13 protein-coding genes are annotated in these 16213 nt (G+C 63.5%); 2 read left to right on the plus strand and 11 right to left on the minus strand.

What is annotated here, in order from left to right; translation table 11 throughout:
• Positions 1-22 precede the first annotated feature (22 nt).
• Positions 23-658, plus strand: a complete 636-nt coding sequence (gene dhaL / locus MUU55_RS21995; RefSeq protein WP_244762921.1) for a dihydroxyacetone kinase subunit DhaL — start codon at positions 23-25, stop codon at positions 656-658.
• Between the two features lie 35 nt (positions 659-693).
• Here the strand turns inward: dhaL and MUU55_RS22000 are convergent, their stop codons facing one another.
• The 3 genes from MUU55_RS22000 to oiaX all read right to left on the minus strand — a co-directional run bounded on the left by MUU55_RS22000 (position 694) and on the right by oiaX (position 5154).
• Positions 694-2484: a diguanylate cyclase gene (locus MUU55_RS22000; RefSeq protein WP_244762922.1), complete on the minus strand. Its 1791-nt coding sequence runs from the start codon at positions 2482-2484 to the stop codon at positions 694-696.
• A gap of 108 nt (positions 2485-2592) precedes the next feature.
• Entirely contained in the window at positions 2593-3894 is a 1302-nt protein-coding gene (locus tag MUU55_RS22005) for a four-carbon acid sugar kinase family protein (RefSeq protein ID WP_244762923.1), read from the minus strand.
• Positions 3895-3897: 3 nt separating this feature from the next.
• Positions 3898-5154, minus strand: a complete 1257-nt coding sequence (gene oiaX / locus MUU55_RS22010; RefSeq protein ID WP_244762924.1) for a 3-oxo-isoapionate-4-phosphate decarboxylase OiaX — start codon at positions 5152-5154, stop codon at positions 3898-3900.
• A 150-nt stretch (positions 5155-5304) separates the two neighbouring features.
• Here oiaX and MUU55_RS22015 point away from each other — a divergent pair, with 150 nt between their 5' ends.
• Complete coding sequence (locus MUU55_RS22015) at positions 5305-6021, plus strand: transcriptional regulator NanR (RefSeq protein WP_244762925.1); 717 nt, start codon at positions 5305-5307, stop codon at positions 6019-6021.
• Between the two features lie 3 nt (positions 6022-6024).
• Here MUU55_RS22015 and apnL read toward each other — a convergent pair whose 3' ends face one another.
• From apnL to MUU55_RS22055, 8 genes are all read right to left on the minus strand, one after another.
• Positions 6025-7887 carry a D-apionate lactonase gene (gene apnL / locus MUU55_RS22020; RefSeq protein WP_244762926.1) on the minus strand — a complete coding sequence of 621 codons (1863 nt, stop codon included), beginning with the start codon at positions 7885-7887 and terminating at the stop codon, positions 6025-6027.
• On the minus strand, positions 7884-8918 hold the full coding sequence (locus MUU55_RS22025) for a Gfo/Idh/MocA family protein (RefSeq protein ID WP_244762927.1): 1035 nt from the start codon (positions 8916-8918) through the stop codon (positions 7884-7886). Before MUU55_RS22025 ends, apnL begins: the two co-directional genes overlap by 4 nt.
• A 2-nt stretch (positions 8919-8920) precedes the next feature.
• On the minus strand, positions 8921-9988 hold the full coding sequence (locus MUU55_RS22030) for an ABC transporter permease (protein WP_244763137.1): 1068 nt from the start codon (positions 9986-9988) through the stop codon (positions 8921-8923).
• A complete protein-coding gene (locus MUU55_RS22035; RefSeq protein ID WP_244762928.1) occupies positions 9988-11532 on the minus strand; it encodes a sugar ABC transporter ATP-binding protein in 1545 nt (514 codons plus the stop codon). Before MUU55_RS22035 ends, MUU55_RS22030 begins: the two co-directional genes overlap by 1 nt.
• A 1-nt stretch (position 11533) precedes the next feature.
• Positions 11534-12172 (minus strand): DUF2291 family protein, encoded by a 639-nt coding sequence (locus MUU55_RS22040; protein WP_244762929.1) that lies wholly within the window; start codon positions 12170-12172, stop codon positions 11534-11536.
• 69 nt (positions 12173-12241) lie between these two features.
• Positions 12242-13183, minus strand: a complete 942-nt coding sequence (locus tag MUU55_RS22045; RefSeq protein WP_117370182.1) for a D-ribose ABC transporter substrate-binding protein — start codon at positions 13181-13183, stop codon at positions 12242-12244.
• Between the two features lie 124 nt (positions 13184-13307).
• Positions 13308-14135, minus strand: a complete 828-nt coding sequence (locus MUU55_RS22050) for a phosphogluconate dehydrogenase C-terminal domain-containing protein (RefSeq protein WP_244762930.1) — start codon at positions 14133-14135, stop codon at positions 13308-13310.
• Positions 14136-14438: 303 nt separating this feature from the next.
• Positions 14439-16139, minus strand: coding sequence for a dihydroxyacetone kinase family protein (locus MUU55_RS22055; RefSeq protein WP_244762931.1), 1701 nt, complete (start codon positions 16137-16139; stop codon positions 14439-14441).
• Positions 16140-16213 lie beyond the last annotated feature (74 nt).

The raw sequence follows: 16213 nt of genomic DNA on the forward strand, positions 1-16213 counted from the left end.
CTTGCGCCAAGGGGAGGAAGACATGTCGGAAACTGCGGCACGCGCGCTGGCCCAAATGTTCGAACGAATGTCCGGGGTGATCGAGACGGAAAAGGACCACCTTTCCGAGCTCGACGGCGCCATCGGCGACGGCGATCATGGCATCACCATGTCGATCGGCTTCAAGGCCGTGACGGCGGCACTGGCCGCGCTGGATCTCGATAGCGCGAGCCCCTCCGACGTGATGTCGACTGCGGCAGGCGGTTTTCTCGATGCCGTCGGCGCATCCACCGGTCCGCTTTATGCGACGGGCTTCCGCCGCGCCGCCCAGGCGCTTGCCGGCCGCGGCCACCTCGATCTTGCCGCCTGCCGCGACATGCTCGCCGCCATGTCCGAGGGCATCCGCGACCGCGGCAAGGCGCAGCGCGGCGACAAGACGATGCTGGACGTCTGGATGCCTGCCGCCGAAGCCGCCGCGACAGCTGTCGCCAACGGGCGCTCGAAACCGGAATTCTGGAAAGCCGTCGAAATCGCCGCCGAAAACGGCGCTGCCGCCACCGCGACCATGGTCGCCACCAAAGGCCGCGCCGCGCGTCTGCGCGAACGCTCGCTCGGCCATACCGATCCGGGCGCCGCCTCCGCCGCCATGCTGATCAAGGCGATGGCCGCAATGCTCTAACGTCCCGTTTCATCGCTTTTTTTGCTGGAGAGGTTCTAGGGGAGAGCCCTTTTCACCGTGCTTGCGGCAACCGTCCTGTTGCGCCCCTTCGCCTTGGCTTCCAGCAATGCGGCGTCGGCACGCGTGACCAGCGTTTCGACGGAGCCGTCTGAGGGAGAGGCCGCCACGCCCACGGAGACGGAGACCATGCCGAGAATCTGACCGGCATGGGAGAGCGCGACGCTGCTGATCCTCTCACGCAAGGCGTCAGCAAGATCGGCCGCCCCCTGCTCGTCGAGAGACGGCAGCAATGCGGTGAATTCCTCTCCGCCGAACCGGAACGCATTGCCGATCGCACCACAGGTTTCGCGCAGCGTCTGCCCGACGAACTGCATGACGAGGTCGCCCGCATCATGTCCGAACTGGTCGTTGAAGCGCTTGAAATGGTCGATATCGATCATCAGGCAGGCGAGCGGGTCTGCCCTGTGGTCGCGGGCGTGCCGTTGCAGCGTCTCGTCCAGGAAGCGACGATTGAAGAGACCGGTGAGCGGATCGCTGACGGCAAGCATCGTCAGCTTTTCCCGCAGTTGCAGATTGGCAAGGGCGAGACCGATATTCTCCGCGATGAGCTCAAGATAGAGCCGTGGCCCCGCCGGCCCGAGCGCTTCCGCCTCACGTTCCTCGAAATAGAGAAGCCCGATCATGTCGCCCTGGGCCGTCAGAGGCACGCAAAGCGCCGCAATGCCGGGTGGTGCGATGTGTTGGCACGGCACGTCGGACCCATTGGTGCTGCTTTCATGGGATCGGCCGCGCCTGAGACCCCAGCACTCCGTCGCGGGAAACGCGGCCGCCGAATGCTGCGGTTCAAGCCAGGCGCCGGCGCGCGTCAGCGACATGTTGGCCTCGCCCAACACGTAGAGCCCGCCGGCAAGACCCGGGAAAATCTGCGGGGCGAAGCGGACGATGACATCCGTCAACTCCGCCTGGTTCTGGCAGGCCTGCACGCGGTGCATCATCTGCAGGATCAGGTCCTTCGTGTGCTGGTCCGCCCGCCGCTCGGCATCGAGCCGTTCGCGCTCGATAAGGTTGGCGCGGAAAACCTCGATGGCCTCGTTCATCTCGCCGATTTCATCGCTCCGGCGATCGACCGGCACTTCCACCGTGTAGTCCTGATTGGCGAGACGGCTGACAATGCCCGTCATGCGCTTCAATGGCATCGCCACCCGTCGCCGCAGGACGAAGTAGAGTACGGCCACGAAGAGCGCGCCGGTCACCGCCAGCATGATTTTGGCAACGAGGCTCCACATGTTGCTGCGCGCCCGCGCTGCTTCCAGTTCACCGGTCGTGCGTGCCGCGGTCAGATCGCGGAAATGAGCGACGGTCTGGAGAAGCGCCTCCTGGATCCGCTCGTGCTCCGGTCCGAACAGGAGGTCCTGCGCGGCAGCCTTGTCACCGCGCTGGTAGGTCTCGATGGCGGAGCGCTCGATCTTGTCCAACTCCTCCGCGTCCGCATTGATGGCAAGCAGGGCCTGCGCCTCGGCCGGCACCAGGCCGTGCGATGCAAGCCTGGCGGCCGCCGCCTCCCGGCGCCGCTCCTCGCCTTCGCGGACCTGAAACGCCTGCAGATGGCGTGCCTCACCTCGCATGACATAGAGCCGGGCCTCGTCACTGGTCACCTCGGCGCCAAGTGCCAGTTCCTCCGCCAGCGTATCGAGCATCAGATGCTGCTCGGCGGCTGCTCGCTCTTCAAGCGCGCTGCGCGACGACAGGATGAATGCGGCACCGGACAGCGCGGTCAAAACGACCGTTATGCCATAGGCCCAGTTGGTGATCGTGGTTATCCTCATGCCCCCACATTGCCAGCGGCGGCTTGAGCGAAGATTAAGAAACCATTGCAGATTGCAGCTATGGGCAGCACGGATGAAGAAGAGACAAGGAGAAGCTGAAGCCCAGAATCAGGCCGCGCCCGCCCGGATCATGCTGAAATAGTCGTCACCCCCGACCTGACCGCCCTTGAGCGCGATCTGCAAGCCATCTGCAGGACCGCCATGAGCGATGCAGAGCGGCGAGCCCGGCGTCTGCGGCAGCGGCATCTTCAGCGTGAGAGCAGCAATGCCCATCTCGCCAAGCGCATGGCTGGATGTATCGCCGCCCGCCACGACGGCTCGCAAGAGGCCGGCGCGCGCGACGAGTTCCGACTGGATGCGCCCAAGCGCCCGACCAAGGCGGTGGCGCGCACCGAGGGACGAATCCAGCTCGCCGCCCCGATCGGCCGAAGGTCCGAGCGCAGTGTAGAGCACGACACTCTCCCCGCTTTCCAGGATCTTGAGGCCGGCTTCGATGGCGGTCGCGATCGTCGCGTCATTGTCCGGGCTGGACAGGGCGAGCGGATCGAGCGTCACGCCGGCAAAACCATGGGCAAGCGCGTGGCGAATCTGCCGCTCGGTCGTCGGCGACACGCTGCCGGAGACGACGGCGATACGCTCGACCGGACCTGCATCGGCAAAGGCCGGCTTTTCGCCGATCAGCCCGGCATCCCGCCAAGCGGGGATCAGCGCGTATTCGACGCCCGAGGAACCACAGACAAAACGGCTTTCTCGGCGAAGCCGGTTCCAGAGCAGGTTACCCGCTGCCGCCTGTGTTGCCGTATCGAGCACGTCGAGCAACAGGATATCGGCCGCATCAGGCTCGGGCACGTCCAGAAGCGCGACATTGTCCACCAGCGCGGAGGAAAGCGTCGTCTGGCGCGCGAGGTGCAACAGCATGTTCGCCTCGTCCATCGGCGTGACGGGATGGCGCGACATGACGGGATGGCGGTCGATCCGGTAATTTCGGCCCTGATAGGCGGCAAAGAGTTCGCCGAACGCGGTGTAGCGGCGGATCTGCGGCGCGCCGACGATGAGCGGCACCGTCGCCGGACCGAAGACGGCGCGACCGATCTCGATGGCGCGGCCGATATTGCCAACGGCGGGAGCGGAATCGAAGGTCGAGCAGACCTTGTAGTGGCAGAGTTCGGCATCGAGCGCCCTCAGCCAATCGAAAGCCGCTCGGAGATGCACATCCATCCAGTCGGGCGTTTCACTGCGGCTGGTGCCGGCCAGGCCGAAGGCGCGCGCGCCAGAGAAGCGCGACAGCAGGTCCGCATTCGGCAGTTTCAGGAAAAGTACGGTCTCGGCGCCGTTCGAGGCCAGCGCCTCCATGACATCGGTCGAACCGGTGAAATCGTCGCCATAGTAGCTGATCAGAGGACGCGTCATGTCTCAGGCCGCCTTGCCGTCGGCAAATTTTTCGATGGATTGCGCAAGTTCAGGATGGTCTTTCGCATAGGTCCCGAGCGGCACGCCGGCGACCGCCGCCTCCCAGGCCTGCTTCACGGCCTTCACCCCTGCGCCGGGTCCCCCCGGATGGCTGACGATGCCGCCACCGCAGAGATAAAGCAGGTTCGTCGAGCCGCCCGTCGCCGCAATCGTATCCGGCGCCTGTCCGCCCCACTGGCCCGAGCCGACGACCGGAAGTGCGACGTCCGCGCCGGAAAACAGCGGTGACGTGACGGCCTGATAGGAACGGACGAAGCTCTCGTCGGGCTCCCAGTATTTCACGCGGATACCGTTGATCTGGAACTGATCTATTCCGAGAAGCCGCCAGAACTGCTGCCAGACGGAAAATTCGAAGCCCAGGCCGGCGTGGCGCGTGAGAACGTCCCAGCCATTGCGGTGAGCGTGCAGCACGAGGCCGGAGCGCTTGCGCAGGAAGGCGAGCCCGCCGAAACCGATCGAGTTGATGTTGACGACGGCGCAATTGCCGCCGGCTTCCAGCACCATGTCGTGATTGCGCATCATCTCGTCCGGATCGGCATGGCTGATGCCGAAGGCATACATGACCTTCTTGCCGGTCTTCTGCTCATGGTCGAGGATTTTCGGCATGATCGCCGCCACACGCTCCTTCAGCGGAGAATAGGCCGGGCTCATCAGCTTCTCGTCGTCCTTGACGAAATCGACACCGGCATCGATGAGTTCGTCGACCATCTCCGCCGTCTCATGCGGAAGGAGACCGAGCGCCGGCTTGACGATGGTGCCGATGATCGGTCGGTTCTTGACGCCCGTCAGCGCAAAGCTGCCCGACACGCCGAATTGGGGACCGGGATGTGCGGCGGCGAATTCGGGCGGCAGCTTCATATCGACGATGCGGATGCCCGTCATGCCCTTGATGGAAAAGACACCGCCGACGGCAATCGTCATCAACGCAGACAGGTCCGTGCCGATGGCATCCAGCGGGAAATCGATATCGACATCCGCCCGGTTGAAGCTGACGGCGTCGCCCGCCTCATCGGGAAAGGAAGCACGGGCGGTCGGCGGCAGCGGACGAATGGCGACGACACGCGCGGCGACGCGCGCCTTCAGTTCCTCCGTCTCGCCCGGCAGCGCCACGAAGGTTCCGGTCGACTGGTCGCTGGCGATCTTCGTCGCCATTTTCTCTACCGAGCCCGGCGTCTCTATCCGATAGGTCAGACGGATCACGTTTTCTCCTCCCTAGGCTATGCCATATCCCTTGTTAAGGCGCCGCAACTGGTATAATGAGTATTTATGTTATTGCAAGCTGATTGCTGCGAAAGCTGTTGCGGCGAAGGCACTTGGTGCATATTCAAACCTGTCGAAATCAGGTGACTCATGAACGTCGTTTCCGAACCGATCGTCCGCAAGAAACTCTCCGATGAAGTTTTCGCGCGATTGAAGGCCATGATCGAGACCGGCGAGCTGAAAGCCGGCGACGACATGCCCTCCGAGCGCGAACTGATGGAGCGCTATGGCGTCGGACGCCCGGCGATCCGCGAAGCCATGCAGGCGCTTGCCGGCAAGGGCCTCGTCGAAATTTCGCAGGGCGAGCGCGCCAAGGTGCTGCGCATCACCGCCGAATCCATCATCCGCCAGGTCGATCTGCCGGCCAAGATGATGCTGTCCGGCTCTTCCGACTCGCTCGAGCACCTGAAGAGCGCCCGTATCTTCTTCGAACGCGGCATGATCCGTGAGGCCGCCACCAAAGCGACACGCGAACATATCGCCGAACTGCGTGCCCTGCTCGACAAGCAGAAGGCCAGTCTCGGCGACGCCGACGCCTTCATCGATGCCGACATGGAATTCCACCAGTGTATCGCCCAGATCTCGGGCAATCCGATCTTTGCGGCCGTCAGCGGCGCGATGCTGGGCTGGCTGAAGTCCTATCATACCGAAATGCTCATCTGGACCGGCCGCGAGACTTTCACGCTCGCCGAGCACGAGGAAATCATCCGCACCATCGAGAACGGCAATGCGGACATGGCCGAGAAGGCGATGATCAAGCACCTCGAACGCTCCCGCGCGCTCTATGCCCTCAAGGGCCAGAAGTAAGGCTCAGAGTACGATTTTAACGCAGCCATAAGGCGGCAGGGGAACCTTCCTGGCCATAGGCAAAGCGTCTCCGCCGATCAGCGTAACCGCACGCGGCAGCGACGGCAGGATCACCGTCTGCACCTCCGGCGTGATGTTTGCCATGAGCAGGCAATCCTTCGAGGCGAGACCAAGCACCGCATCCGGGCGCGATGTCTCGACGGCGTAAACCGCCTGCCCCATCAAAGCGCCAAGGCGAGCCAGAACATGTGCGAGCGGCCGCAAAGCGCCCTGAGCCGTCGGCTCGCCTTCACGCGCGACAAGCCCGAACGATCCGGCGAGCGTCGAGAGCGTCAGGACCTCCAGCCCCGTCGTCGCAACGGTCGCGGCATAGGCCAGCGTCCAGGCGGCTCCGAACTGGCCGTTATGCCTGGCATCGACATTCGCCATCGGAATACGGCCGCCGGAGGGGTTGTCCTTCGTCGCGCTTCCATAGGGGTTCTGGCGCATGGCGATCGTCGAAGGGCCGATGCGGTAGGGCTTTTCGCCATAGATCGCGCGGGTGGAGCTGACGACGAAACGCAAGGCCTCGAAGGTCTGCATGACCGAAAGATCGTCGGCCGCATGCACGATGGGATTGGTGCAATGGCTGACATAGTCGATGCGGTCGCCCGGCACACGCTTGCGGTTGAGCTCGGTAAAATAACTCATCATGCCGCCACCAAGGCGCACGCCCGGAAAGGCCGCCCGCGCCGCGGCATAGACATCCTCCAGCGGCGGGCAGTCCGGCCAGATGCTGCCCGGCGGCGTCGATTGGCGATCAACCGCGGGGCAGACGAACAGCGTGTCGAGCACCAGCCCAGCCTCACGCACGAGCGCGGCAAGCTCGGCCATCTCCGCGTTCAGCGACCCTTTGCAGGGCACCGCGACCTCGAGCGTCACCTTGAGGCCGGATCGTTCGGCAAGCTCGGCATACCCTTTCAGGGCAGGAAGGTCGTGGCCGGCGCCGGGATCGAAATGCACAATCAGGTGTCGTGCGCCGATGGTCTGCAGGACGCCGAGTGTGGCCCGTTCTTGCGCCAGGCATTCCGGTCGCAGGCCGACGCCGATCTCCGGAAAACGGCGCCTCGTCGGCGTCAATTGCAGCGTGATGGCGCCCGATGTACTGGCAACCGGAGCCGCATCGTTCGCGGCCTCAATTGCGACCACGACCTTCTGGCTAAAAGGTTTACCCTCCGGAACACGATAGGGCCAGGGAAGTGCCAGCGGGCGCACATAGGTCTTGTAGGAGCCATCGGTCCAGTTACGCTGGTCTTCCATCTCGAAGATATCACCGACGAATTCCGTCATCGCGGAAATACCCGGCGCCACCTGATGGGTGATCGCGGAAATTTCCTTGAACGGCTGCCAAGGCTCGATCTGGTCGGGCCAGTGCGCATGCTCGACGTTGCCATCGCCATGACGAATCGTGACGGGCTGCCCCGCCACGCCGATCACGGGATGCAGCACCACGAAGCCCGCGCGCGCCGTCTCGAAATCTGCATCGCTGATGCAGTCAGCGGAAAAGGTGACGGCCTTTTCCGTCCCGGCAATCTTGATGGTGCAGTCGAGGTTGGCACCGGACGGAGCCGTGAAACGGGCCTTGTAGGAAACGGAAAAGTCCTGCCCTGCGGCCTCGATCCAGAGATCGGCAATTGCGGCGCTGCAGGTGCCCCAGTCCTTGTCGCGCACGAGGAACGCCACGGCGCGCAGCACCTCATGCCCGCGAAAGCGCAGGGTGCGCAGATTACCATCCTGAAGCGTCACACTCAGGTCGCCGGCAACGAGCGTGCGGCTTTCAGGCTCACGCTCGTTCGTGCCGTAGAGCCTGAGCAGGTCGCCGCTCATGCCAGCAGATCCGCAATTGCGATGGTCTCGCCGCGCTCGGCGCTGAGATAGGCGGCCTTGACGAGGGCGAAGGTCTTCAGATTGTCGCGACCGGATGTATCCGGCTCGCGGCCTTGCGACAGCCGCTCCGCCCAGTGTTTCTGGATGAGCGCAACGCTCTCCTGAATGTTGTGCCAGGGCCGCGACGCCCAGGGCAACAGGTTCGGCTCGACAACGCTTTGTACCGTGCCTTCACGGCCGTGAACCGTCAGCTTGTAATCCTTGCCGAGACGCAGCGTGCCCTTGGTCCCATCAATCTCGACGAAGGTCTCCGGGAACGGTTCTTCCGGCAGCTTCGACGCGTAGCTGACATCGACGATGGAGGTTATGCCATTGTTATGGTCGAGCAACATGGTCGCGACATCCTCGCCGGCGATGTCCGGGTTGATGCGGCGTGTGCGGGCAGTCATGCGGCTCGCATCGCCGAAGAGAAAGCGGGCGATGTCGAGCGAATGAATGCCGAGGTCTTCGATGATGAAGCGCTTGCCCTTGGCGAGATAAGGCTGGCCGGAGAAGACATCGAAGCCGGAGCGGAAGGAGACACGGCCCCAGAACGGCTCGCCGATCGCGCCGCTGTCCAGCACGGCCTTGACCGCGAGGATCGGGGTCTGCCAGCGGAAATTCTCGTGGATCATCAGCGGAATGCCGGCTGCATCCGCGGCGGCGACCATGGCCTTGGCATCGGCGAGCGTCGGCGCGAAGGGCTTCTGGCAGATCGCCGGAACCTTGTGGCTGGCCGCAAGCTCGACTAAGGCACGATGACTGCCGACCGTCGTCGCGATATCGACGAAATCGAAGCCACCATCGGCGAACATCTCTTCCGCCGACTGGTAGCGCCTTGCAACACCAAACTGCTCGCCGACGATGCGCAGGCGCTCGGGGTCACGGTCGCAGATGGCGACGATCTCGACATCGGCGAGATCCTGCCAACCATGCATCTGGTTGACGGCGAAGAAGCCGCAGCCGATCAGCGCACCCTTGGTCTTCGTCATGCTCAGCCTGCCTTTGCCATCTGCATCAGGGTGACGCGCTGCTGGAGGCGGCGCTGCGCCTGGTCGACGACCACCGCCACGATGATCACGAGACCCTTGATCACCATCTGCCAGAAGGAACTGACACCCATCATCACCAGACCATCCGAGAGAATACCGATCACGAAGGCGCCGATGATCGTGCCGCCGATCGTGCCGCGCCCGCCCGACATGGATGTACCACCGAGAACGGCCGCCGCAATGGCATTCAGCTCGAGATTGGTGCCGGTCGCCGGATGCGAGGCCATCAGTTCCGAGGAGATGACGAGGCCGACGATCGCCGCGCAGAAGCCGGAGAACATGTAGACGAACATTTTCACGCGGTTGACGCGGATGCCGGACATGCGCGACGCGCGTTCATTGCCGCCGACCGCGAAGATATGCCGGCCGAGCGGCACAAAGCGGGCGAAATAGGCCGCACCCAGCGCCACCACGATAAGGATCCAGACGGAGACCGGCAGACCGAGGATCGAACCGGAACCGAGATAGGAAAAGCCCTGGTTGCCGAGGTCTTCGCGGCCGGTGAGATTGGGCAGCGTCTGACCATCGGAATAGAGCAGCGCCATGCCGCGCGCCACATAGAGCGTGCCGAGCGTCGCAATGAAGGGCGCGACGTTGAGGCGAGTGATCAGGAGGCCGTTCACAGCACCGATCACGATGCCGACGATGGCGACAATGATCGCCACCTCGACCACATTGAAATAGACGGTGTAGCCGAGCGGCAGCGCCACGCCATACATGATGAGGCCGCCGGCGATCATGCCACACAGGCCGACGATGGAGCCGACCGACAGATCGATGCCGCCGGTGATGATGACGAAGGTCATGCCGATGGCGAGGAAGGCGTTCTGCGTCGCATGCTTCGACATCAGAATCATGTTCGCGGTCGACAAAAAATTCGGCGCGAAGATCGAGAAGAAGATGATGACCGCAAAGAGCGCGATGAAGGTTCGAAGCTTCATCAGCGTGAGCAGGGCGGCGCCGGTGGAGAGGTGGTTGCCGGTGGCGGCAGTTTGCGTTGCTGTCGTCATCACGCATGCATCCTTTTGGTTTTATGTCCCTCTGCGGAGGCCGAAATCACCATGTCCTCGGTGGCGTCCTTTCGGTCCACCACCATCACCAGCCGGCCATTGCTCATGACAGCGATGCGGTCAGAGAGCGCCATGACCTCTTCGAGGTCGGAGGTGGAGAACAGGATGGCAAGCCCCTCGCCCGCCAACCGCCGCATGGTGCGGAAAACATCCGCCTTGGCGCCGACATCGATGCCGCGGCTCGGCTCGTCCATCAAAAGCACTTTCGGCCCGGTCATCAACGCCTTGCCGATGACGACCTTCTGCTGATTGCCGCCGGACATGGAGGTGACGTCGAGATCGGGGTTCTTCGCCTTGATCGAGAGGTTGCGGATCGCGTTGGCGATCGCCTCCTTCTCGCGCTTCAGGTCGATATGGAAGCCGGCTTTCAGGAACTGACTCAAACTCGCCATGGAGAGATTGTCGGCAATCGACATGGATTGCACGAGGCCTTCGCGCTGCCGGTCTTCCGGGATCAGCGACAGGCCCTCGCGGATGCGCCGGGTCGTGTCGCGCCCCTTCAGTTCCTCGCCCTCGACGAAGATTTTCCCTGTGTAATGCTCGTGGCGGCCCATGATGCATTCAAATAGTTCGGAGCGCCCCGCGCCCATCAGACCGTAAATGCCGAGTATTTCGCCCTTGCGCACGCCGATCGAGACATGATCGACGGCATAACCACCCTGCGCGCGCGGCAAGCAGATGTCTTCCGTTCGAAACACTTCCGCACCCGGCTCGTGCTCGACCTGCTTGGCAAAGTCCTTGGCATCCGAACCGATCATCGAGCGCACGATCCAGCGCGTGTCGATGTCCTTGACCATGGCATGGCCGGTGATCTGACCGTCCTTGAGAACGGTGATGTAGTCGCCGATGCGCATCAGCTCTTCCAGCCGGTGCGAAATATAGACGATGGCTACGCCGCGCGCCTTGAGATCGGCGATGACGCGGAAGAGCACGTCGACTTCCGCAGCACTCAGCGCCGATGTCGGTTCGTCCATGATGAGGATGCGCGTGTCGAGCGAGACGGCGCGGGCGATCTCGACAAGCTGTTGCTGGCCGATCGGCAGATCCTCGGCAAGTGTGTCGGCGGAAATACCGGCTTCCAGGCGGTTCAGGAATTCGTTGGCCTTCTCGACCTGCGCCTTGTGGTCGATGCCGCGCAGGCCGCGCGTTATCTCGCGCGTGGCAAAGATGTTTTCGGCGACCGAGAGATTGCCGAACAGGTTCAGCTCCTGGAAGACGATGCCGATGCCGTGGCGCACCGCATCCGCCGGGCTGTTGAGATGGATGCGCTCACCATCCATCCAGATCTCGCCCAGCGTCGGCCGTTCCACGCCGGCGATGATGCGCATCATGGTGGATTTGCCGGCGCCGTTTTCGCCGACCAGCACGTTGACCGCGCCACGACGCAGCTTGAGGTCCGCCTTCTTCAGCGCCACGATCCCGGAATAGGCCTTGGTGATGTCCTTCAGTTCGAGAATGACGTCGCCGTCGTCAGTGGCGTTCATGTCAGCCTCCGACCGTGATGGTAACCGGCACGAAGAGCGGCAGCTGACCCTTGGCCGGCAGCGGATAGGCGCCGAGCGCCTTGATCGTCTTGCCCGTTAGCCCCTCACGCGGCAGCTTTTCGAGCAGCAGGCCGTTCACATGGGTGTTGAACGACTTGCCGTACTGCGCCCATTCGATCTGGTTCTTGAACTCGTTGAAATTCACGAATTTCAGGCTGTCTCGGATCGCCGTGCCGCGGACGGCAGGACCGATCGCGACGCGCATATCGGCCTTCTGGTCACCATCCACATCCACATCGACATAACCCGCGCGGGATTTGGTTTCCTCGGCGACGATTACGCCGTCGATCTTCGCGGCGAAGGTCCAGGGCGCATTGCCCTGCTTTTCCTTGTGGCCGTATTTTTCGGCCGCCGCATCGAGATTGCTGGTCGCAAGGGCAGAAACCTCCTGGAAGGTGCCCGCGCGCTCCTGAAGGAAGGGCACGACCTTTGAATCCCAGATATCGGCAACCAGCTTGTCCGGATTGAAAGCGCCGGCCGCGGCCTGCTTCTGTTCGTCCTCGGTCTTGACGAATTTGCAGCCGGAAAGCGCAAGCGCGCCGGCGAGCACAAGTGTACAGGCAGCCTGAAACCGTGGCATTCCCAATCTCCGTCTTGAATAGAAAACGCGAGGCAGGGACAAGCCCCGCCTCGCGCCATCGCGGGAGGATTACTCTGACAGTGCGAAGGTTTCGAGCTTGCCGGCGTTGTCGGCCGTGATGAGCACGCAGTCCATCAGCTGCTTCTCTTCGGCCGGGCCCTTACCGGTCTTGATGTAGGTGTCCGCCTGGGTCACAGCGAGCTGGGCCTGGGCATAAGCCGGCTGCATGACGGTCGCCTTGATGCCACCCGCCTTGATCGAGTCACGCACGTCGTTCGAACCGTCGAAACCGACGACGATGACGTCCTTACGGCCCGCAGCCTGAAGGGCGGCGATCGCACCCATAGCCATCGTGTCGTTGCCGGCGATCACGCCCTGGATATCCGGGTTGGCCTGAAGGATGGTCTCCATCTTGGAGTAGCCTTCGGTCTGGCTCCAGTTGGCCGACTGCTGGGCGACCATCTTCATATCAGGATATTCGTCGATGACGTCGTGGTAGCCCTTGGAGCGGATGCCGGCATTGAGATCGGCTTCGCGGCCGAGCAGCTCGACATAGTTGCCCTTCTCGCCCATCAGCTTGACGAACTCTTCGGCACCGAGCTGCGCGCCCTGGTAGTTGTTCGAAACGATCTGCGAGACGGCAACGCCGGTAGCGTTGATTTCGCGGTCGATCAGGAAGGACGGGATGCCGGCATCCTTGGCCTTCTGAACGGCGGCGATCGAGGCTTCCGAGCCGGCATTGTCGAGGATGATCGCCTTGGCGCCGCGGCCGATGGCCGTATCGATCAGCTGCGACTGCTTGTTGGCGTCGTCATCATGCACCAGAACCAACGTGTCGTAGCCGAGTTCCTTGGCCTTGGCTTCAGCGCCGACGGCTTCCGCCTTGAAGAACGGGTTGTCGTGGCTCGGCGTGATGATGGCGATGAGGTCAGCCGCGAAGGACGGCATGGCGACGCCTGCAGCCATGACGGCAGCAAAACCGACGGTGATCAGTCTACGGGTAATGTTCATATGTCTCCTCCCGGTTAGACACCGGCTCCCTGCGACCATCCCTCCATTGAACATGGCCGCGCCGGTGCAATCTTTGTCCGGCACGCTAGGGCGCCGGCAGCGGCGGGCAAAACCCGCCGGAAAATCAGGTGATGCGCTGGATGCTGGCCGCGATTTCCGCAGGCTCGAACACGCGCTTCCAGTCGTCCTTCATCAGCACGGGCTTGCCGAACTCGATGGCCTTGTTGCAGGCATCGGAGAACACGCCGGGCGTCTCTTCGAAGATGACCGCGCCGAGTACGTTCATGTGGCCGAGCAGGAAGTCGCGGGCAGCTTCCTTGGCAACGCCCCGGCGCACACACTCATCCATGGCTTCGCGCATGACGACGAGCAGCGAGGCGCAGACCGTTTCGGAAAGGCCAGGCTCCAGCAGCGCCATCTGCTCGACGGTGACGCGGTGCGAGCGCATGACCGGCGCCCAGATGACCTTGGCGATTTCCTCACCGAGGCCGTAGGCCTCCTCCGGACCCTGCATCAGGGCGGACACGATGTGCTGCTTGGCGGCGATACCGCCGAAGAAATCGCGCTTGGCGGCCGGGTCCGTCTCGTCGTTGAAGATCGGCGGATGGCAGGGATGCGTGACGAAATAGGTAAGGTCAGCGCGCTCCGGCAGATGGCCGGCAAACGGCGCGGCGGCATCGAGCGCCACGACCATCGTGCCCGGCTTCAGCTTGTCGGCAATGCCGGCGGCAACCTTGCCGATCGCCGTATCCGGCACGGCGAGAATGACGACGTCGGCGCCTTCGAGGCCCTCATCTGCCGAAACGCAGGAGAGGCCGAGATCGTCGGAAAGACGCTTCTTGCCAGCGTCGCTTACCTCGATATGGCGAACATCGAAGCGCGAACCCTTGAGATTCTTGGCGAGCCGATAGCCCATTTTGCCGCCGGCGCCGAACAACGCGATCGATGTCATCGAAGATCTCCCTAATGCGCGCGGCTGGAACGAAACCTGTCCAGCCGGAAATTCCCTCCACCGGTCGCCCGGTATGGGCCTATATTTCTCAACTGGTATAACAAGTCAATAACTATCTGTGTGGATATGTGATGTTCATGTGAATACCACACGGCGGCGACGCGCTCGCCGTCATCGAAAGAGTCGCTTAAGAATTTGAAATATTTAATCTTCTCAGCGATCCGCAAACGGTAAAGAGCCGAACGTCACGCGACTTTCAGCTCAATGTCACATCAGACATGGGATATTGGCGCCGAAAAACCGTCAGAGACGGGCAGCAATCGTCGTGGCGATAAGAGCCAGCGAGACGGCGCCGGCATCGGGATGGCCGATACTGCGTTCGGCAAGCGGGCGGGCGCGGCCAAGGCGCGGCGAGAGCGGCGCGGTCGCCTCCGCCGCCTGCCGGCACGTCGCGCTCGCCTTCTGCCAGGCGTCCTTCAGCGAGAGGCCATCGGCCTTGGCGGTTTCCAGCGCGGCGACAAAGGGCACGAAGGCATCCACCAGCGTCTTGTCGCCGGGCTTCGCGCCGCCCAGGCGCATCACATCGTCGAGGGCGATGCGCGCACCGCGGATCACATCGGCATCCTCGAATGCCGCCTCGTCAGAGAAGGCGGAACTCCAGGAGCGCAGCAGCAGACCCCAGATGGCGCCGGAGGTGCCGCCGGCACGGTCAGCCCAGGCGTCGCCGGCGACCGCAAGCGCGCTTCGGGCACCAGCACCGGCCGCCACGGCCTGATGGATCGCCTCGCGGGCGGCGGTCGCGCCGCGGCGCATGCCCTGTCCGTGGTCGCCATCGCCGGCAAAGGCATCGATCCGGCCAAGCTCGATCTCCGCCTCGCTCAGCGCCGAGACCATGGCATCGAGAATGCCGGCAAGGCAGCGGGCGCTCTCACGCGACGCCGAGGATGCGGGCCCAAAAACCGGTGCTTCGTCATCGGTACCCGGACGAACCGCGGCCGGCTCCGTGCGGAAGGTTTCGCCGCGACAGAAGACAGGTGTGTCGCATGGCGCGAGCCAATAGTGCTCCAGTTCCACATCGAGCCACAGGACCGTCAGCGAGCAACCCTGCATGTCGAGGCTCGTCACATATTCGCCGACCTCGGGCGCCACGACATCAACACCTGATGCCTGAAGCAGGGTTTCCACCGCACCCCAGAGAACGAAAAGCTCTTCATATTTGGTGGCGCCGAGACCGTTCAGCAGCACGGCCGCACGGCGCGCGCCGACCGGGCGCTCGGCCAAAATGGTCTCGACAAGCAACTCTGCCAGCACCCGCGCGGGCACGATTTCGGCATCGCGGATGCCCGGCTCGCCATGGATGCCGAGGCCGAGCGCCATCGTGCCGCGCGGCACGGTGAAGAGCGGTTCCGTGGCGCCCGGCAGCGTGCAGCCGCCAAAGGCGACACCGAAGGAGAAGGTCCGGTCATTGGCATGCCGGGTGATGCGTTCAACGGCGTCGATTTCGAGCCCCGCCTCCGCCGCAGCGCCCGCGACCTTGAAGACGACGAAATCGCCGGCGATGCCGCGCCGGCGCAGATGCTGATCCGCCGGAGCGCTCGCCACATCGTCCGTGACGGTGACGATGCGCACATCGATGCCCTCGGCGCGCAGGCGCTCAGCCGCCACGCCGAAATTCAGCACGTCGCCGGCATAATTGCCGAAGCCAAGCAGGATGCCACCGCCGCAATGCGCATTGCGGCAGACGCGGGCAACCGCCGCCGTCGACGGCGACGCAAAGATTTCCCCCGCGACGGCCGCATCCGCCATGCCCGGCCCGACATAGCCGGCAAAGGCCGGATAGTGCCCGGAGCCGCCGCCGACGATAACCGAAACCTTGCCTTGCGGCACCGCCGTGGAGCGCACCACGCCGCCCTTAACCAGCCGGACATAGCGCCCGTAGATACGGGAAAAGCCCGCAAGTGCTGCAGCAGCAAAGGTTTCGGGGTCGTCGACGATCTTGGTCACTGGTTCCTCCCGCAGGCGATCATGCCATGAAGATGCAACAGGGACAGCGCGGAGAAAAGAGCGAAGACGCAGTC

Source organism: Shinella curvata (genome assembly GCF_022899935.1).
Lineage (GTDB): Bacteria > Pseudomonadota > Alphaproteobacteria > Rhizobiales > Rhizobiaceae > Shinella > Shinella curvata.